Origin of the sequence: Pantoea stewartii, from assembly GCF_011044475.1 — a bacterium.
In the GTDB taxonomy this organism is placed as follows: domain Bacteria; phylum Pseudomonadota; class Gammaproteobacteria; order Enterobacterales; family Enterobacteriaceae; genus Pantoea; species Pantoea stewartii.
The window spans coordinates 4,217,473-4,237,605 of the sequence record NZ_CP049115.1 but is presented as its reverse complement, the minus strand read 5'-3'; the positions used below and the strand labels follow the sequence as shown (position 1 = coordinate 4,237,605).

The window sequence follows — 20,133 nt, the reverse complement described above, 5'->3', positions numbered from 1 at the left end:
TTAACCGCGGGAGGCGCTGGCGTCCTGCGCCAGCTCTACCTTCAGGAGCTTGCCGTTAGCTTCATCCGTCAACACATACAGATACCCATCCGGCCCCTGGCGGACATCACGAATGCGTTCGTTTCGCTCACCCAGCAGGCGTTGCGCCTCAACGACTTTTTCACCATTGACACGCAGTCGAATCAGTTGCTTCTCTTTCAGCGCCCCGATAAAGAGCGAGTTTTTCCACTGGGGGAAACGGGCACTGTTATAAAAGGCCATGCCGCTTAGCGCTGGTGAAACTTTCCAGTAAAATACCGGCTGTTCCGTGCCCGCCACGTGCGTGCCTTTCGATTCAGGAACCTTGCTGCCGTTGTAATCAATGCCGTAGGTCGCCAGCGGCCAACCATAATTTTTCCCTTTTTCGATCACGTTGACCTCATCGCCACCGCGTGGGCCGTGCTCACTTTCCCACATGACCTGTGTCCAGGGATTAAGCGCCAGGCCTTGTGGGTTACGTAAACCGTAGGCCCAGATTTCAGGCCGGGCACCCTGCCTGCCCACGAAAGGATTATCCTTGGGAACGCTACCGTCGCCGTTCAGGCGCAGCAGTTTTCCCTGGAGCTTGTCGAGATCCTGGGCGGCGCTGCTGACAAAATTATCCCCGAAGGCAATCCACACAAACCCCTGACGGTCAAAGGCCAGCCGGGTTCCAATATTGTTGCCGCTTGAGAGCCGGAGCGTTTGGCTGATGACTTCACGAAAATCGGTCAGCTGGCGATGATCGTCGCTGAGTGTGCCATAACCCACGACGGCCCCCGTCTTGCCGTCGCTGTCCGCTTTGGTATAGCTGAGCCACACCCGACGGCTCTGGGCAAAATCCGGGGCCAGCACCACATCCAGCAGGCCGCTCTGTCGCTGCGCCCACACCGCGGGCACGCCCTTAATCGGCTCAGATAAACCGGTATCAGGTCGCCAGCTACGCAACTGGCCGGCGCGTTCAGTGATGAGTAACGTCTGGTTATCCGGTAAAAAGGCCACCGACCAGGGATGGTCCAGCTTATCCTGAAGCACCTTCACCGTCAGATCATCCGCCCATAACGGGCTGGAAACGAGTAACGCGCCATTCAGTAACAGTAGGGTGGAAACACGGGTCATAGCATTCTCCAGACAGAGGCAGTGTGTTTAAGCGTAGTCAGCCTGTCCGGCATGATGTTGAGGATTTACAAAAGATTAAACAGCGTGGGCGTGATAAAGACGGGATGAAAAAACAGGCGATAAGGGGCCCGCGACCTGAACGGCGCGGGCAAACGGAACTTACTCGAAAAAGGTCTCGGGATTATCCGCCAGCGAGATGAACTCTTTACCGCCGGGCGTGAGCGCCAGAATGGTGCCCGACTCAATGTCGTAAACCCAGCCATGCAGACGCAGCTTGCCCTGACGTAACCCTACCGACACCGAAGGATGGGTTTTCATGTTGTTTAGCTGCGCAATCACGTTCTCCTGCACCATAGCGTTGAGCTTTTTCTCGGGTGATTCATAGTCACGCTGCTCCACCACCGCTTTGGCCGCATCGGCAAAGCGCAGCCAGTGCTCGACGGCTGGCATGCTGTCCATGCAGGCACAGGACGAAATCGCGTTCATCGCACCGCAGTTAGAGTGGCCACAGATGATGATGTCAGAAACGCCCAGCACCATCACCGCATACTCAATGGTGGCTGACACGCCACCCGGCTCCGGCCCAAAAGACGGCACAATGTTGCCCGCATTACGGATAACGAATAGCTGCCCGGGTTCCTGCTGCGTGACCAGCTCCGGCACCAGACGGCTGTCTGAGCAAGAGATAAACAGGGCTTTCGGGTTCTGATTTGAGGCCAGACTTTTGAACAGCGCCTCTCTTTCAGGAAAGACAGTCTGCTGAAAACTCAGAAACCCGTTAATGATCTCTTTCATTATTTTGCTCTCACATTATCCACGTCATTGTCTGAAAGGCCAGGCTCTCAGCACTTGTTAAGCGAATCATTATTAATGAAAACAAGCAAATATCAACCAACAATATGACCGTCAAATGGCGTTATCACCTGCGTTGATAAGAAAATTAACGAATTAATTTTTAGCTATTTATTAGAAATCCTTTTGCAAAACGGCGGGTTACTGCGGTTTTCTTCCTTTCCGATCATCGGCTTAAACGCCTGTCACTCTCGGGAACCCTTTACGGTTTTTTGCGTGACTTTACACTGTTATGCCTGAGGTCAGATAACGCTACAATTTTCATCGCAACACAGGTAAAATCGCGCGCCATTGCTGTGCTGAACCGGAAACCACCTTATGTCCACTACTACTACACTGCCGCCGCGCGTGGGATTTGTCTCGCTTGGCTGCCCCAAAAACCTTGTCGACTCTGAGCGCATTCTGACGGAACTGCGCACCGAGGGCTATGAGGTGGTCCCACGCTATGACGATGCGGAAATCGTTATCGTCAACACCTGCGGATTCATCGACAGCGCCGTCCAGGAATCGCTGGAAGCGATCGGTGAAGCCCTGAACGAAAACGGCAAGGTGATTGTGACCGGCTGCCTGGGAGCGAAAGTCGACCAGATTCGCGAAGTGCACCCGAAGGTACTGGAAATCACCGGTCCGCACAGCTATGAACAAGTGCTGTCGCACGTGCACCGCTACGTGCCGAAGCCCCAACATAATCCGTTCCTGAGCCTGGTGCCGCAACAGGGCGTGAAGCTGACGCCGCGTCATTACGCTTACCTGAAAATTTCTGAAGGCTGCAACCATCGCTGCACCTTCTGTATCATCCCGTCTATGCGCGGCGATCTCGACAGTCGTGCCATTGGCGAAGTGCTGGACGAAGCAAAACGACTGGTTGAAGCGGGCGTGAAAGAGTTGCTGGTCATTTCGCAGGATACCTCGGCTTACGGCGTGGACGTGAAACACCGCACAGGGTTCTGGAACGGCGCGCCGGTGAAAACCAGCATGGTGAGCCTGTGCGAGCAGTTAGCGAAACTCGGCGTGTGGGTTCGCCTGCATTATGTTTATCCTTATCCTCACGTGGACGACGTGATTCCACTGATGGCAGAAGGCAAGATTCTGCCGTATCTGGATATCCCGCTTCAGCACGCCAGCCCACGCATTCTGAAGCTGATGAAGCGTCCGGGTGCCGTGGAACGCACGCTGGAGCGCATTAAGCGCTGGCGTGAGATCTGCCCGACGCTGACGCTGCGCTCAACGTTTATTGTAGGCTTCCCCGGCGAAACCGAAGAAGACTTCCAGATGCTGCTCGACTTTATTAAAGAAGCGCGTCTGGATCGTGTGGGTTGCTTCCAGTACAGCCCGGTTGAAGGCGCAACGGCAAACCAGTTACCCGATCCGGTCGATGACGCAGTGAAACAGGAACGTTATGACCGCTTTATGCAGTTGCAGCAGCAGATCTCTGCCGAGCGCCTGCAGGAAAAAATCGGCCGTGAAATTATGGTCATCATCGATGAAGTCGATGAAGAAGGCGCGATTGGTCGCAGCATGGCTGACGCGCCAGAGATCGATGGTGCCGTTTATCTGAATGGCGAGAGCAACGTTAAGCCGGGCGATGTTCTGCGAGTCAAAGTGGAACATGCTGACGAATACGATTTGTGGGCGAGCCGCGTCTAACCATACTTCTGCTGGTGCGCTTTTTTGCGCGCCAGATAGTCGTCATCTGCCCGTAGCTTATCCCAGTACGCTTTGAAAATGGCCGCCGCAGCGGCCTTTTCTTCGTCCCTGCCCCGGGGCAACTCCTTGCCCTCCGCATCGTATTTTCGTCCGCCCTTATGATTGCTGTAGCGGCGCGCGCGGGTGTAGCCCATTTGAATAAATTTGCGCGCCATGTCCATGCCCACAAAGTCATCCTGCTGGCGATAGGCTTCGAACAGCCGCATGATTTCTTCTGCCGAGGCTTTCGCAACCTCAACGGTACGAAAACGCCAGTGCGGCAGGATTTCGCCTTTATAGGGCTGGACCATCAGCACGCCCTGCTCACCGCGCCCGACCTGATAACGTTCAGGATGTTTGCGGAAGTCGATGGTGCTGAAGTCTTGTTCATAGTCAAAAGGTTTCATGTCTTCAGTTTAGGATCAAGTGCGTCACGAAGCCCGTCGCCAAGCAAATTAAAGGCTAAAACCGTGAAAAAAATAGCCAGTGCCGGAAAAATCGCCACGTGCGGCGCGATAACCATATCCGCGCGCGCTTCGTTGAGCATCGCGCCCCACTCTGGCGTCGGTGGCTGCGCGCCCAGCCCCAGAAATGACAGGCTTGCGGCGGTGATAATCGAGGTCCCGATGCGCATGGTGAAGTACACCACAATGGAGGATACCGTGCCGGGCAGCAGGTGACGTATCATGATCGTCCAGTCTGACGCTCCGATACTGCGGGCTGACTCGATGTAGGTTTGCCGTTTCAGTACCAGCGTATTGCCGCGCACCAGGCGGGCAAAGGCGGGAATACTGAATATCGCCACGGCGATAATGACGTTACTGATGCCACTGCCCATGATGGCCACGACGGCAATCGCCAGCAAAATGCCGGGAAACGCAAACAGCACGTCGCAGATGCGCATGGTGATCCTGTCCCACCAGCCTTCATAGTAGCCCGCCAGCAGTCCTGCCAGCGTCCCCACTATCGCCCCTATCGCGACGGAAACGAAGCCGGCGAGAAGCGAAATTCGGGTTCCCACCAGCACGCGGCTAAAGATATCGCGTCCCAGTGAATCCACGCCAAACCAGTGCACCAGTGAGGGGCCGTCGTTGAGTCGGTCGTAATCAAAGTAATTTTCTGCATCGAATGGCGCAACATACGGTGCCGTAAACGCCAGTACGATCAGCACCAGGACAAACAGGCCCGCCAGCAGAGCGACCGGCTGACGACGAAAGCGTCGCCAGAATTCCCGCCAGGGCGTTCTTACCCGGTTGCTGTCCAGCAGTGGCATGTGTTTGAGTGCCGCTTCCCGTCGCCAGTTTTTCATCAGGTGTCCTTAAAGCGAATCGCCGGGTTAATGACGGCATACAGCATATCGACAATCAGATTGATCAAAATAAACTCCAGCGAAAACAGCAATACCTCTGCCTGAATCACCGGATAGTCACGCATCTGTACCGAATCCACCAGCAGGCGTCCCAGCCCCGGCCAGTTGAACACGACCTCAACCACAATCGAGCCACCCAGCAGGAAACCAAACTGCAGGCCCATCATGGTGACCACCGGTATCATGGCATTCCGCAGACCGTGCTTAATCACCACGCGGTACTCACTGACGCCTTTGGCACGCGCGGTGCGCATGTAATCTTCCTGCATCACCTCCACAAAGGATGCCCGGGTGAAACGGGCCATCACAGCCGCTACCGCCGCGCCCAGCGTGAGAGAGGGCAAAATATAGTGCTGCCAGCTGTCTGCGCCCACCGTAGGCAACCAGCCCAACTGGACGGAAAACACGTCCATCAGTAACATGCCCAGGGCAAAAGCCGGAAAAGAGATACCCGAAACCGCGAGCGTCATGCCGAGGCGATCCGGCCAGCGATTGCGCCATACGGCCGAAACAATGCCGATCGCCATGCCCAGGATCACCGCCCACACCATGCTGGTGAGCGTCAGCCACAGGGTTGGCATAAAACGCGTAGCGATTTCCGCCGAAACCGGACGCCGGGAAACCAGCGACTGACCAAAATCCCCCTGCAGCGCATTGACGATAAAGTGCACGAACTGCACCGGCAGCGGTTTATCCAGGCCCAGCTCCTGACGGACCAATGCCACCACAGACGCATCGGCTTCCTGTCCGGCAATCAGCCGCGCCGGATCGCCCGGCAGCAGATGGACAAACAGAAACACCAGCACTGCCACGATAAACAGCGTGGGAATCAGGCCCAGCAGGCGTTTAAGAAAATAGTTAACCATGTGACATCCCACACAACAGTCAGCAGCGCAGCTGACCTGCCCGGTGCCTCATTGCTGACGAGGCACCGGGCATCACACATCCTGTTCAGGACAGAACAGGTCCGGCGACTTACTTCATCTCGGCGTCATCAAAACTGAATGACGTGTCCGGCATCATGTAAAAACCGCTCAGGTTTTTGCTGTGTGCGGACACCAGTTGCTCCACCACCAGCGGGATCCACGGATGATCGTTCCAGATGGTGTCCTGCGCATCTTTATACAGTTTGGCTTTTTCCGCCTGATCGGTCGTTTTCAGCGCGTCGGCCAGGTCTTTATCCACCTTCGGATTGCTGTAAAACGCCGTGTTGAAGATCGCCGGTGGCCAGGCTGCGGTTGCGAACAGCGGCGTCAGCGCCCAGTCGGCTTCCCCCGTTGAGGCTGACCAGCCAGTGTAGAACATGCGCACGCCGCTCTCTTTCTGGCCCTTGCCTTCCACTTCCGCTGCGCGCTGTCCCGCATCCATCGCGGTCACTTTCACCTTCACGCCGACCTGTGCCAGTTGCTGCTGAACAAACTGCAACACTTTCTGTGCCGTGCTGTGGTTATGCGACGACCAGAGCGTGGTGTCGAAACCGTTCGGATAACCCGCTTCTTTCAGCAACGCTTTTGCTTTAGCGGGATCGTAAGGAATGGGCGGATACGTTTGCGCATAGGCAATAGAGGGAGGCACTATGCCGGTGGCAGGTGTGGCATAACCGGCGAACGCAACTTTAACCAGTGCCTGGCGGTTGATCGCGTACTCCAGCGCCTCACGCACTTTCGGATTATCAAACGGTTTTTGTGTCACATTCAGGCTGATGTAGCGCTGCATGATGGAGGGCGATACCACCACGTCCAGCTTGCTGTCCTTCTCCAGCAATTTGGCCTGCTCATAAGGCACCGGGAAGGCAAAGTTCGCTTCACCTGTCTGCAGCATGGCCGCACGCGTATTGTTATCCACGACCGGGCGCCACGTAATGCTGTCGAGTTTGGGATAGCCTTTTTTCCAGTAGCCGTCCCATTTCTTCACCTTCACAAAATCGGTCTGATTCCAGGTCACAAATTCGAACGGCCCGGTGCCCACCGGATGAAAACCGATGTCCTTACCGTATTTTTTCAGGGCGGCAGGGGAAATCATCACCGCCGCAGGGTGCGCCAGAATATTAATAAAGGCCGAGAACGGCTGCTTCAGCGTAATTTTCACCGTCGTGGGATCGACCGCTTCCGTGCTGGCGATGTATTTAAACAGGTTATAACGTTTGAGATGGCTGTCGGGATTACTGGCCCGATCCAGGTTGACCTTGACCGCCTCGGCATTAAAGTCGGTGCCATCCTGAAACTTCACGCCTGAGTGCAGCTTGATGGTATAGGTCAGGCCATCGCCGCTCACCGTGTAACTGTCCGCCAGCACATTGGTCAGTTTCATATCTTTATCAAAGCCAAACAGCCCCTGATAAAATGATTTCGCGACCGCCTGGGACAAGGTGTCGTTAGCGTCATAGGGATCAAGCGTGGTGAAATTAGAGGCGACGGCGATCACCGCATCACCCGCGGCCCAGGCGGGCAGCGTCATGACGCTACTTAATATCCCTGCTGCCAGTAAGCTTCTACGCATCGTTATCTGCATTGTTTTCTCCTGTAATCCCTGTCTGATTTATCGCCGTGGCGATAGCGTATTATTTCAGATCGCGCTGGTGGCAGAGCGAGCCACAAAATGACCGGGGGCCACTTCCATCAGCGAAACCCGTTCGGGTTCATCGCCCAGTGCACGAATCGGGCTGGGGATCTCATCGACCAGCAGACTGCGCTCGCGTTGCCGACGTGTCGGGTCGGCAACCGGCACGGCGGCCATTAATTTTTGGGTATACGGATGATGTGGCTGCCCGAATACCGACTGACGTGGGCCGATTTCCACAATCTGTCCAAGATACATCACCGCTACGCGGTGGCTGATGCGCTCAACCACCGCCATATCATGGGAAATAAACAAAAAGGCGATACCAAATTCACGCTGAAGGTCGAGCATCAGGTTGATGATTTGTGCCTGAATGGAGACATCAAGCGCGGACACCGACTCATCGGCAATAACCACTTTGGGGTTCAGCGCCAGTGCCCGCGCGATGCAGATACGCTGACGCTGGCCACCCGAAAACTCATGCGGATAACGCTTTGCGTGTTCCGGCAGTAAGCCAACCTTTTCCAGTAACCAGGCCACGCGCTGTTCCGCTTCGCGTCGTGGCATCACCTTGTGAACCAGCAGCGGCTCCATAATCGAAAATCCCACCGTCAGGCGCGGATCGAGCGATGCATAAGGGTCCTGGAAGATAAACTGAATATCGCGCCGCAGATGTGCCAGCGCCGCTCCAGAAAGATCGTTAATACGCTGCCCGTCAAAGGTAATGCTGCCTCCCTGACTGGCGACCAGTTTTAGCAGTGAACGTCCGGTGGTCGATTTACCGCACCCGGATTCCCCCACCAGCGCCAGCGTTTCGCCTGCATACAGATCAAAGCTGATGTTCTCGACCGCGTGCACCCGGCTCGTTACGCGATTCAGTAATCCTGAGCGAATATCGAAGCGCGTGACCAGATTGCGCACCTGCAGGATGGGCGGGCGATCGTGACGTACGGTGTTTTGCGGTACGTCGGGTGCCGCATCGTTGAGCAGGAGAGGAAATTTCGCGGGCAGCGGCTGGTCCTGCATCGCACCCAGGGTCGGGACAGCGGCCAGCAACGCCCGGGTGTAAGGCTGCTGCGGTGCGCTGAACAGCTCGGCGGTAGGGGCGTTTTCCAGCACCTCACCGCGATACATCACCTGGACGCGGTCCGCCATTTCCGCCACCACGCCCATATCGTGAGTGATAAAAATCACGCCCATCTGCATCTCTTTCTGCAGCTCGCGGATCAGTTGCAGGATCTGGGCCTGAATCGTCACGTCCAGGGCAGTGGTCGGCTCGTCGGCAATCAGCAGCGCAGGCTTACACGACAGAGCCATCGCAATCATCACGCGCTGCCGCATACCGCCGGAAAGCTGGTGAGGATAACGGCGCAGCATACTTTGTGCGTCAGGAATGCGTACCCGATCCAGCATACGACGCGCTTCCGTCAGGGCTTCGGACTGGCTTTTACCCTGATGCAGTCGAATGGATTCTGCGATCTGATCGCCTACCGTAAACACCGGATTCAGCGAGGTCATCGGTTCCTGGAAAATCATAGCCATATCCGCGCCGCGCACCCTGCGCATCTGACCGCGCGGCATCCGCATCAGATCCAGTGCCTCACCACTGCGTCGACGCAGCCGTATCTCGCCACTGACCTCTGCGCTGTCCTGCGCCAACAGGCGCATGATCGCCAGTGAGGTGACGGATTTGCCCGAGCCGGACTCGCCCACTAAAGCCAGCGTTTCGCCGCGAAACACATCAAGTGAAAGATGACGCACGGCTTCGGTCACCTGGCCGTCATGGTGAAAACGTACGTTCAGGTCGCGCACCGCCAACACCTGTTCGGGGGACAGAGGGAGCCTGTCAGGCTGGCTGTTAGCTTTCACGGTAAATTGCGACCTCTGCGACGTCATCCACCCGGGCAACAGCCCGGTACATGCCTTCGCTGTTGAACGGCAGTGCCACATTGCCCCCCCGATCAACCGCAATCAGCCCACCGCTGCCGCCCAGCTCCAGCACGCTGTCATGAATCACATTGACGCTGGCCTGTTGTAATGTCCGCCCGGCGTAACGCATTTGTGCCGCCACATCGTAGGCCGCCAGGGTGCGGATAAACACTTCGCCAGTGCCGGTGCAGGACACCGCCGCGCTGTCGTTACTGGCATAGCAGCCTGCACCAGGCAACGGTGAGTCGCCTACGCGCCCCTGCTGTTTATTGGTCATGCCGCCGGTCGACGTCGCCGCCGCCAGGTTTCCCGCCAAATCCAGCGCCACGGCACCGACCGTGCCAAACTTATGATCCGGGTCAAGAGGATCGCCGCCCTGGGCGGCGCCATCGTGGTCAAGCACAGCGGCATCGCTGCGCAGCGCCCGTTGCAGTTGCTCCAGGCGTTCAGGCGTGGAAAAGAAATCCGGTTCAACCTGCTCAAGCCCCTGCGCAAACGCAAAGGCTTCGGCCCCTTCCCCAATCAACAGGACATGCGGGCTGTGGTCTAACAGCGCACGCGCTGCCAGTACCGGGTTGCGCAGCCGGGAGACGCCCGCCACTGCCCCAGCCTGCAGCGTTCTGCCATCCATGATGCTGGCATCCAGCTCATGCGTGCCCTGATGGGTAAACACAGCACCTTTACCCGCATTAAACAGCGGGCACTCTTCCAGCCTGCGCACCGCTTCAGTCACCACATCCAGCGCGGATGCGCCCTGCGCCAGCAGGGTTTGGCCATGTGTCACAATATCGTGAAGCGCCTGACGATAAGCCTGTTCTTTCTCTGCGCTCATGGCAGCACGCGTAATTGCGCCTGCGCCGCCATGAATGGCGATCACTGCTTTAGCCATACTGCGTTACCCTGTGGTTGCATCAGAAGGAAAAACACTGATTTTGAATGGTTTTACGTCTTGTTAGCGTATTTTTGAATATAGAAAGCCCGCCATAGCTTGTAAAGCGGAAACTGGTCCCGCGCTAATAACCTTTCGTTGTGGCTTATACCGATGTGACTCTGAGGATAAAAGCCACCATAATAGTCAGCAATTGCAACAGACAGACTGAGACAATAATGGAAAGCTTTACTGCCGGACTGATTTCCCTTGAAGACGCGCAACAGAAGATGCTGGCGCAACTGACGCCCATCACCGAATCCCTGGATGTGCCCCTGACCGACGCGGCCGGGCGCATCACCGCCTGCAGCGTGACCTCCCCCATTGATGTACCGCCTTTTAACAACTCAGCCATGGACGGTTATGCCGTCAGGCTTGCTGATGTGCAAGAGGGTCAGCCCTTAACGGTTGCCGGTAAAGCCTTTGCCGGTGCGCCGTTTTCGGGTGACTGGCCTTCGGGCAGCGTCATCAGAATCATGACGGGCGCGCCGGTACCGGACGGCTGTGATGCCGTTGTCATGCAGGAGCAAACCCATCTGCAGAGCGAACAGATTGTTATTGATGCGCCCGTAAAAGCCGGACAAAACATCCGCCTGATCGGCGATGATATCCGGGCAGGCCATCAGGTCCTTGCGCCTGGCGTGCGCCTGGGTGCTGCGGAACTGCCGTTGCTGGCCTCATTAGGCATCGCCACGGTGAAGGTGCTGCGCAAACTGCGCGTGGCAATTTTCTCCACCGGGGATGAGCTGCAACCCGTGGGCCAGCCGCTGTCTGACGGGCAAATCTATGACACCAACCGGTTTGCCATCTCCCTCATGCTGCATAAGCTGGGCTGCGAGGTAATCGATCTTGGCATTGTTCGCGACGATCCGGTCGTCCTGCGGGCTGCCTTTATGAACGCCGATCGCCAGGCCGATGTGGTCATCAGCACCGGCGGTGTCTCTGTCGGTGAAGCCGACTTTACTAAGGCGATGCTGGAGGAACTGGGCAGTATTCGCTTCTGGAAGCTGGCCATTAAACCGGGCAAACCTTTCGCCTTTGGCCGCCTGGCAAACAGCTGGTTCTGCGGCCTGCCCGGCAATCCGGTCTCGGCCGTCGTGACCTTTTATCAACTGGTGCAGCCCCTGCTGGCCCGTCTGACCGGACAGTCAGCTTCGGCTTTACCGCCACGTCAGCGCGTGCGTACAGCAAGCGCACTGAAAAAATCGCCGGGCCGTCTGGATTTTCAGCGCGGTGTGCTGCGGCGAAATGCTGAGGGTGAAACAGAAGTCGTCAGCACGGGTGCCCAGGGTTCGCATGTGTACAGCTCGTTTTCACAGGCTAACTGCTTTATCGTACTGGAGCGTGAGCGCGGCTATGTCGAGGCGGGAGAATGGGTAGATGTTGAGCCCTTCAACGCCCTGCTGGAGGGATAAATGCTGCCCGAACTCAGCCACGAGGAAATGCTGCGCTATAACCGGCAAATTGTCCTGCGGGGGTTTGACTTTGACGGACAGGAAGCCCTGAAGGCCAGCCATGTGTTGGTCGTGGGCCTGGGCGGTTTAGGCTGTGCAGCCGCACCTTATCTGGCGGCAGCGGGCGTCGGTCACCTGTCTCTGCTGGATTTTGATACGGTTTCGCTCTCAAACCTGCAGCGACAGATTCTGCATCATGATGCGGATATTGGTCGGGCCAAGGTCGAATCCGCCCGGGCACGCCTGGCGGAGATCAATCCCCACTGTCAGTTATATCCTGTCCACGGCCAGTTGGACGATAACGCGCTGCGGGCGATCATCGCCAGGCAGCAGGTCGTGGTCGACTGCACGGATAATGTCAGCGTGCGTGAACAGCTTAACCGGCTTTGTTATGAACTGAAGGTGCCTCTGGTTTCGGGCGCGGCGATTCGCATGGAAGGTCAGTTGAGTGTGTTTGACTGGCAGCCTGGTGCGCCCTGCTACCGCTGTATCAGCCGTTTGTTTGGCGCTCAGGTGCTCAGTTGCGTGGAAGCCGGTGTAATGGCGCCGCTGGTGGGCGTTGTCGGTGCCATGCAGGCGATGGAAGCAATAAAGCTGCTGACCCGGTTTGGCACGCCCGCGCGCTCACGTTTGCTCATGTATGATGCCATGCGCGCAGAGTTTCGCACGATGCATGTCGCACAGGATCCGAATTGTGAAGTCTGTGGCCATTCTGAGTGCACAGGCTAAAAGCCGGTCTGATTGAACGCTGAGCGTGAGCGATTACAAAAGGCGGGGCAATGCACGAAAGAAAATGGGGTAGCCAGCGCTACCCCGCAGGCCTTAAACGATGCCCTGACTGCGCAGGTAGTCTTCGTAATTCCCGGTGAAATCGACGATGCGATCCGCCTTGATTTCCATTACACGCGTCGCTAGTGAGCTGACGAATTCACGGTCATGGGAAACGAAAATCAGCGTGCCTTCATACATTTCCAGCGCCATGTTTAATGACTCGATGGATTCCATATCCAGGTGGTTGGTGGGTTCATCCATAATCAGAATGTTAGGCTTCTGCATCATCAGCTTGCCGAACAGCATGCGCCCTTTCTCACCACCCGACAGCACCTTGGCGGGCTTTTTAATGTCGTCCTGAGAAAACAACAGGCGGCCAAGAATACCGCGTACGGCCTGCTCATCATCGCCCGGCTGCTTCCACTGACTCATCCAGTCAAAAACCGTCAGATCGTCAGCAAAATCGTCTGCGTGGTCCTGCGCGTAATAGCCAATTTTGGCATTCTCGGACCATTTAACGCTGCCGCTTTCTGGCGTCAGTTCGCCGACCAGGGTTTTTAACAGCGTGGATTTACCGATACCGTTAGCCCCTAATATCGCCAGTTTTTCACCGACTTCCAGCAGCAGATTAAGATTTTTGAACAGAGGACCGTTATCAAAGCCTTTCGTCAGGCCTTCCACTTCCAGCGCATTACGGAACAGTTTCTTATCCTGTTCAAAACGGATATATGGATTCTGACGGCTGGAGGCTTTCACTTCTTCCAGTTTTATTTTATCCATTTGTTTAGCGCGCGAGGTGGCCTGACGCGATTTAGAAGCGTTGGCACTAAAGCGGCTGACAAACGACTGCAGATCGGCAATTTGCGCTTTTTTCTTGGCGTTATCCGCTAACAGACGTTCACGCGCCTGGGTGGCCGCGGTCATATATTCATCATAATTACCGGAATAAACGCGCAGCTCGCCATAGTCCAGATCGGCCATGTGCGTGCAGACCATATTGAGGAAGTGACGGTCGTGCGAAATGATAATCATGGTGCTGTCGCGTTCGTTTAACACCTGCTCCAGCCAACGGATGGTATCGATATCCAGGTTGTTGGTCGGTTCGTCCAGCAGCAAAATATCCGGATTAGAAAACAAGGCCTGGGCTAAAAGAACGCGTAATTTAAAGCCTGGCGCAATTTCGCTCATCGGCCCGTAATGCTGTTCAACCGGGATGCCCACGCCAAGTAATAATTCACCGGCGCGCGATTCCGCGCTGTAACCATCCATTTCGCCATACTGTACTTCCAGGTCTGCGACTTTGTAGCCTTCCTCTTCGCTCATTTCGGGCAGGGAATAAATACGGTCACGTTCCTGTTTCACTTCCCATAATTCATGGTGCCCCATGATTACCGTATCAATCACACTATATTGTTCAAAGGCGAACTGGTCCTGGCGTAATTTACCAATACGTTCATTGGGATCGTAGGAAACATTGCCGCCCGACGGCACCAAATCGCCACCCAAAATCTTCATGAAGGTGGATTTTCCGCTGCCGTTCGCACCGATTAAACCGTACCGATTACCCCCGCCAAATTTAACGGAGATATTTTCGAACAGTGGCTTGCTGCCAAACTGCATGGTGATATTGCTGCTAACTAACACGGCATTGACCTTAGTGAAGAGAGTGGATGGAAAACGGCGGCTATTATGCCAGATGTGACGTAGCGCACGCCAGTCTCCGGCTACCCTTGCATGAGTGTCTGTTGAAAACGCATGACTTTTTATTTTCACTGCCCGTACGTTTGCCGCTTAACCCAGCCGCTGGCTAAACGTACCGGACGCTGCGCAGAGGGGAAGCCCTACCTGCGCACGCCACACCGGGTGCATGACAGCGAGAGTAATAAAGCAAAGAGCAGGGTTTTTTAAATAAAAAAAGCCGGCGACATAAATGTCGCCGGCTACCACTTACAAGGATTGTGTCGATTAATCGATCAGGAAGCTGTCCAGGCTTTTACCTTCGTCCAGCGCTTTTTTAATTGCTGCTGGCGTGCGGCCCTGGCCGGTCCATGATTTTTTCTCGCCATTTTCGTCGGTGTAAGAATATTTAGCCGGACGTGGCGCACGCTTAGTGCGTTTTTTACCCTGCTCCAGCGCACCTAATAATTCATTAGGATCGATGCCATCAGCCAACAGCATTTCGCGATATTTCGATAACTTCTCTTCTTTTTCACGATTCTGTTGTTCTTCAGCGTGCGCTTCTTCACGACGTTCCGTTACTACAACGGTCAATTTCTCAAGAATTTCTTCCAGATCGCTCAGTGGCAGTTCACGAGCCTGGGCACGTAATGTGCGAATGTTGTTTAGAACTTTAAATGCGTCACTCATCACAATATCCTTGATTAAGGGGTTTAATTAAACTGTAGCGTCAAGATTACCTAATTCAAATAAAAAAATAAATTAATTTATTACTACAGATAATTCCGATAGGTTTTTTAAATGTCAGTGAAGTATTCAGAATGCTTATGTGGAGAGATAATTAACCTCAAATTAACACTAAATGCCTGCTATCCTTGCACAATGTAAACGATTTCATTGATTACACTTACTGTATGAATTCGCTATGCGCTTTTAAATTTTAACGCTGAATATTTTTTAACACCGGTGAAGAATTTGGATTAATTTGCCTGTCCTGACTCAGACGTTCTCCGCCCGGAACACGCGGTCTGTGAACAAAATAGCTGACGTCGGGTACGAGGTTTATCGCGCTTCGCCACAATAATATCGGCTTTATGGCGAATAAAATGTGGGGATATTGCCTTTGTCCCCCTTCACTCCCCGACAAAAATGCTGCATCGGCACAGGCAAGGCGACGGCGTTTCACAGCCGTTATAAGGTTGAATACATTTACAGACAATTTATGCTTCACAGTAAGTGCGCCGGCTAAATAGCCAGCAACCCTTTTAAACCACCAGCTTTAAGGGTGATTAAATGAGTTTACTGAACGATATAACAGATAAATAATAAAGCGCAGGTATTACACTGTCTGATAACAGGCCGTGGTCTGCCGAAAGGCCACGGCCTGAAGGATTAATTTACCTGGGTCGCAGGTCCAAACACGTCATACTGAGGGAGCTGAACGTTTTGATAGGTTTCCCAGCCGCCGCCCAGCGCTTTGTAGAGCGCCACGAGATCCAGCCCGCTTTGCATGCGCGCCTGTGTTGCCTGCTCCTCGGCCTGGGCGAGCTGGCGCTGCGCATCTAGCACCTCAAGGAAGGTCGATAATCCCTGGCGATAGCTGTCGCTCGCCAAATCAAAGGTCCGTTGCAGTGCACCGGTCGTTTCGTCCAGCGCCGTGACGCGCTGCTGATCGGCCCGGTAACTCACAAGGGCGTTTTCGACATCCTGCAAAGCCGTCAGCACCGTCTGGCGATAATCCAGCGCCGCGCTGGCCTGCTGAGCACGTGCAAGCTTCACGCTGGAAACCAGCCGGCCCCCCTGAAAAAGAGGAATCGACAGCGAAGGCCCCACGCTATAGAAGTGGCTGCTCCAGTCGTCCAGATAACTGGCATCGGTATTGCGCACGCCCAACTGTCCGGTAAGAGAGAGGCTGGGGAACAGCTGTGCGACAGAAACGCCGATCCCGGCGGTTTGCGCATGGAGTTTCGCCTCTGCCTGGCGAATATCCGGGCGTCGACGCGCTAAGGTTGAGGGAATGCCGACCGCGACCGCATTCGGCAAGGCTGGCAGCGCTTTCGGCGTCTGCAGTTCTGCATCCAGCGCGCCGGGGGTTTTACCGATAAGCACAGCCAGACCGTTCATCGCCTGACGCGTTTGCGCCTGATACTGCGGTAGCTGCGCCTGTAAACTGCTCAACTGTGCCCGGGCATTTTCCACATCGGTTAACGGCGCCAGGCCATTGCGCTGCTGGCTTTGTGTCAGTTGCCAGGTCTGATCCGCCACCGCGATTTGCTGTTGCAGCGTGTTGACGGTTGCCTGCGCCCCACGCAGTTGTAACCAGGCACGGACAACTTCCGCTTCCAGCGACACCAGCGCATCGTTACGTTGCTCAATGGCCGCCTGTTGCTGTGCATTGGCTGATTCGATCTGACGTCGTACCTTGCCCCACAGATCCAGTTCCCAACTGGCATCGAAGCTGCCCTGATATAAGGTGACGGGCTGCGTCAGCCCGTTCAACTGGCTGGCGACAGTGCTGTCTACCTGGTCATTGACCCCATTCGCTTTCAGCAAACCTTCCAGCCCCAGTTGCTGACGCGTGACTTTTGCCGAACCGTTCAGGCTGGGAAACAAGCCGCCCTGCGACTGAGATAACTGCTCGCGCGCGCCCGCAATGCGCAGGACGGTCTGCTGCAACGACAGATTACCCGCGATTGCGCGGGCAATCAGGCTGTCCAGTTGGGGATCGTTGAAGTTACGCCACCAGCGCGTATCCACTGCCGACGTCTGCGGTTTCGAGCGCTCCTGAGAATCCAGCGCGTGGTAGCTGCCCGGCAGCTGAGGTTTTGGCGCCTGGTAGTCCGGGCCCACGCTGCAACCTGCCAGCGATAACGTCAGCAACAAGGTAAAGGGATTCAGGCGATACGTAGTCATAACCTTCATGTCAGTGTGCTCCTGCACTGCCTTCGCTTTTGACGGGCGACAGCAGCCAACAAAATGGAATCAAAATCAGGGCGACAATACTTAAGCCTGAAAAGACGTCGATATAAGCCAGAATGCGTGACTGGACAATCATCTCTTTATAGAGCTGGCCGGTTGCCAGCGTCACGGGATCGCCCACCGCCGACGTAAAGTCGCGAATCGCCTGCGCCCAGTGCTGAACGGTAATGTTAAATTGTTCATTTAACGGCGTCATGTTGTGCACCATGTGGGCCGAACGCGCCTGCTCCCGCTCCGTAATTGCCGCCGTGGATAACGAGATGCCAATCGAACCCGCAACGTTACGGAACATCGTAAATAATGCTGATGCATCCGCGTTCAGGCGTTGTGGGATGGTAATGAAGGCAATGGTGGTCAGCGGCACAAACAGGAAGCCCAGGCCAATAGACTGCGCACTGCGCATCATGACCAGCGTGGAGAAATCGACATTGGGCGTTAACGTGGACGAGTAGAAAAACGCCAGGGCCAGGCAGCTAAAACCAAATGCGATGATATAGCGGGTTTGCACGACCGGCATCAGCTTAAGCACCAGCGGAATCGTCAGCACAATCAGCACGGCTCCGGGTGAAAGCACCAGCCCTGACCAGGTCGCCGTATAACCCAGATCCTGCTGGGCCAGTTGAGGCAGCACGACGGAACTACCATACAGAATCATCGCCATCCCGGCCATGAGCAGGCCCGCAACCCAGAAGTTACGGTCTTTCATTACCAGAATGTCGACCACCGGTTTGCGGGCATACATTAGCCAGTAGACGGCTCCGACAATGCCGACCAGCGCCAGTACCGCGAATAACACAATAAAGTGCGACGCAAACCAGTCCTCATCTTCACCCCGATCCAGCATCACCTGCAGGCAGCCCAGGCCCAGCGTAATTAAACCGATACCGATGTAGTCAATTTTCAGTTTGCCCTTGGCCCACTTGCGCTCCCATGGCGGATCTTCCAGCAGCGGCAAAATGGCCATGATCGTCAGGATACCGACCGGGATATTGATAAAGAACACCCAGCGCCAGCTGTAGTTATCCGTAATCCAGCCGCCCAGCGTCGGGCCGATAACAGGCGCCACGATAATCGCAATCGAGGAAAGGCCAAACGCTTTGCCCCGATCCTCAGGTTTAAAGTAGTCGAGCAGCACCGACTGCTGCACAGGCTGCAGGCCACCGCCGAAAAACCCTTGCAGGACGCGGAACAGAATGATCTGCCAGAGTTCGGTGGCAATACCACACAGGAATGAGCAGATCGTGAACATGACGATACAGATTAAGAAAAACTGTTTACGGCCAAATAAACGACTGAAGAAGGCAGAGATGGGCAGCACAATGCCGTTCGCCACGAGGTACGAGGTTAGCACCCAGGTGGATTCATCGTAACTGGATGAGAGCGAACCGGCGATATGTGGCAGGGCCACGTTCACGATGGTGGTATCCAGGATTTCCATAAATACCGCCAGCGTTACCGTAATGGCCACGAGCCACGGATTACTGGCGGGTTTCCAGCTCTGCGATTCACTCATTCCACGGTTACCTTCGGTTCAACCGATAAGCCCAGTGGCAGTGGACGGTTAGGATCCAGTCCTTTATCAATCACAATCTTGACCGGCACGCGCTGAACGATTTTCACGTAGTTGCCCGTGGCATTCTCCGCCGGGAAGGTCGAAAAGCGCGAACCGGTGCCCATCTGGATGCTGTCGACGTGGCCTTCAAGTTTCATGTCAGGCCAGGCATCCACGCTGATGGTTACCTTGTCGCCGGGATTCATTCGCTCCAGCTGTGACTCTTTAAAGTTGGCGGTGATCCAGATATCCGGGGAAACCAGTGAGAACAAGGCGCTGCCCGCCTGAACCAACGTTCCCAACTGGACATTTCGCTTAGTCACAAACCCGTCGTAAGGAGCACGAACCTGAGTGTAAGACAGATTCAGCTCGGCCACATTCAGTTGGGCTTTTGCCTGCTCGACCTGTTCCTGACGCGCTTCAACATTGGTTTCCTGCTGACGGATTTGCAGGGCCACCTGCGAGGCGACTTCCACCTGAGCTTTGGCGCTTTGCAGTTGTGCCTGCGCGGAGCGTAACTGCGCCGAGGCTGAATCAATGTTGCGTTGACTGGTGGCGCGGGGATCGACGCCGCGCTGACGACGGTAATCCGCCTGCGCATTCAGGTAGTTGGCCTCGGCTTTGGCCTGATCGGCCAGCGCCTGGTCGCGTTGCGCCGGGTACTGAACGCGCGACAGTGCCAGTTGCGCCTGAGCCTGGTGCAACTGTGCCATGGCCAGGCCAAGCTGTGCTTTTGCCTGCGCGCGCTGGGCTTCGTTATCGCTGGGATCGATTTCCACCAGCAGATCGCCCTTCTTCACGCGCTGGTTGTCTTTCACCAGCAATTTTACGACGTAACCCGAGGCTTTCGCTGCGATAGTCACTGCGTTGCCTTCGGTAAACGCATCGTCAGTCGTTTCTTCATTACGGGTGGTAAACCAGAAGAAGAACGCCACGATCAACATCACCACGACGACGACCGCCAAAATAATTAACGGCTTTTTGCCGGGACGCTTACGCGGTTTCTCGTCGTTATCGCTTTGGCTATCGTGTTCTGGGCTGTTTTTATCGGGCGCGTTTTCTGTGTCTTTCTGATGTGGGTCGCGGTTGTTGTTGTTCTCGCTCATAGTGTCCGTCGCTGGCTAAGGCCCTCAGTCCTGGGCGTAGAAAGTCAACTAAACATTAGATCGAAAACTGACAAAATCCAGTACAACTTTACTTAACTTGAGAAAGTTCGCACGTCCTGCCACGAGGGCAGGAC

The 20,133-nt window shown here is 55.4% G+C and carries 16 protein-coding genes; 3 read left to right on the top strand and 13 right to left on the bottom strand.

The annotated features are described in order from the left end of the window. Entirely contained in the window at positions 1–1,137 is a 1,137-nt protein-coding gene (locus G5574_RS20015) for a PQQ-dependent sugar dehydrogenase (protein ID WP_164483089.1), read from the bottom strand. Positions 1,138–1,296: 159 nt separating this feature from the next. Then, the gene (locus tag G5574_RS20010) at positions 1,297–1,932 is read right to left on the bottom strand and encodes a carbonic anhydrase (protein ID WP_033737671.1); all 636 of its coding nucleotides are present in this window, start codon (positions 1,930–1,932) and stop codon (positions 1,297–1,299) included. Positions 1,933–2,307: 375 nt separating this feature from the next. Here G5574_RS20010 and rimO point away from each other — a divergent pair, with 375 nt between their 5' ends. Further along, entirely contained in the window at positions 2,308–3,636 is a 1,329-nt protein-coding gene (rimO, locus tag G5574_RS20005) for a 30S ribosomal protein S12 methylthiotransferase RimO (protein WP_039341398.1), read from the top strand. Here rimO and G5574_RS20000 read toward each other — a convergent pair. From G5574_RS20000 to G5574_RS19975, 6 genes are all read right to left on the bottom strand, one after another. Beyond that, positions 3,633–4,082 (bottom strand): DUF4385 domain-containing protein, encoded by a 450-nt coding sequence (locus tag G5574_RS20000; RefSeq protein WP_033737673.1) that lies wholly within the window; start codon positions 4,080–4,082, stop codon positions 3,633–3,635. The two genes, rimO and G5574_RS20000, sit on opposite strands and share 4 nt — an antisense overlap. After that, positions 4,079–4,984 carry a glutathione ABC transporter permease GsiD gene (gene gsiD, locus G5574_RS19995; RefSeq protein ID WP_039341402.1) on the bottom strand — a complete coding sequence of 302 codons (906 nt, stop codon included), beginning with the start codon at positions 4,982–4,984 and terminating at the stop codon, positions 4,079–4,081. The genes G5574_RS20000 and gsiD overlap by 4 nt, the downstream gene beginning before the upstream one ends. Then, complete coding sequence (gene gsiC, locus G5574_RS19990; RefSeq protein WP_058701044.1) at positions 4,984–5,910, bottom strand: glutathione ABC transporter permease GsiC; 927 nt, start codon at positions 5,908–5,910, stop codon at positions 4,984–4,986. The genes gsiD and gsiC overlap by 1 nt, the downstream gene beginning before the upstream one ends. 109 nt (positions 5,911–6,019) lie before the next feature. Next, complete coding sequence (gsiB, locus tag G5574_RS19985; protein WP_164483088.1) at positions 6,020–7,555, bottom strand: glutathione ABC transporter substrate-binding protein GsiB; 1,536 nt, start codon at positions 7,553–7,555, stop codon at positions 6,020–6,022. A 54-nt stretch (positions 7,556–7,609) separates the two neighbouring features. Beyond that, complete coding sequence (locus G5574_RS19980; protein ID WP_164483087.1) at positions 7,610–9,499, bottom strand: dipeptide ABC transporter ATP-binding protein; 1,890 nt, start codon at positions 9,497–9,499, stop codon at positions 7,610–7,612. After that, positions 9,462–10,421: an isoaspartyl peptidase/L-asparaginase family protein gene (locus G5574_RS19975; protein ID WP_164483086.1), complete on the bottom strand. Its 960-nt coding sequence runs from the start codon at positions 10,419–10,421 to the stop codon at positions 9,462–9,464. The genes G5574_RS19980 and G5574_RS19975 overlap by 38 nt, the downstream gene beginning before the upstream one ends. 218 nt (positions 10,422–10,639) lie before the next feature. Here G5574_RS19975 and moeA point away from each other — a divergent pair, with 218 nt between their 5' ends. Beyond that, entirely contained in the window at positions 10,640–11,875 is a 1,236-nt protein-coding gene (moeA, locus tag G5574_RS19970; RefSeq protein ID WP_164483085.1) for a molybdopterin molybdotransferase MoeA, read from the top strand. Further along, a complete protein-coding gene (moeB, locus tag G5574_RS19965) occupies positions 11,876–12,643 on the top strand; it encodes a molybdopterin-synthase adenylyltransferase MoeB (protein WP_058707619.1) in 768 nt (255 codons plus the stop codon). Between the two features lie 93 nt (positions 12,644–12,736). Here moeB and G5574_RS19960 read toward each other — a convergent pair whose 3' ends face one another. The 5 genes from G5574_RS19960 to G5574_RS19940 all read right to left on the bottom strand — a co-directional run bounded on the left by G5574_RS19960 (position 12,737) and on the right by G5574_RS19940 (position 19,999). Beyond that, positions 12,737–14,329, bottom strand: coding sequence for an ABC-F family ATPase (locus tag G5574_RS19960; RefSeq protein ID WP_039341417.1), 1,593 nt, complete (start codon positions 14,327–14,329; stop codon positions 12,737–12,739). Positions 14,330–14,650: 321 nt separating this feature from the next. Beyond that, positions 14,651–15,052, bottom strand: coding sequence for an H-NS family histone-like protein (locus tag G5574_RS19955; protein WP_014606234.1), 402 nt, complete (start codon positions 15,050–15,052; stop codon positions 14,651–14,653). A gap of 702 nt (positions 15,053–15,754) precedes the next feature. Next, positions 15,755–17,284, bottom strand: a complete 1,530-nt coding sequence (locus G5574_RS19950) for an efflux transporter outer membrane subunit (RefSeq protein ID WP_164483084.1) — start codon at positions 17,282–17,284, stop codon at positions 15,755–15,757. Position 17,285: 1 nt separating this feature from the next. Continuing rightward, positions 17,286–18,854, bottom strand: a complete 1,569-nt coding sequence (locus tag G5574_RS19945) for a DHA2 family efflux MFS transporter permease subunit (RefSeq protein WP_033737679.1) — start codon at positions 18,852–18,854, stop codon at positions 17,286–17,288. Continuing rightward, complete coding sequence (locus G5574_RS19940; RefSeq protein ID WP_033737680.1) at positions 18,851–19,999, bottom strand: HlyD family secretion protein; 1,149 nt, start codon at positions 19,997–19,999, stop codon at positions 18,851–18,853. Before G5574_RS19940 ends, G5574_RS19945 begins: the two co-directional genes overlap by 4 nt. Between the last annotated feature and the right edge of the window lie 134 nt (positions 20,000–20,133).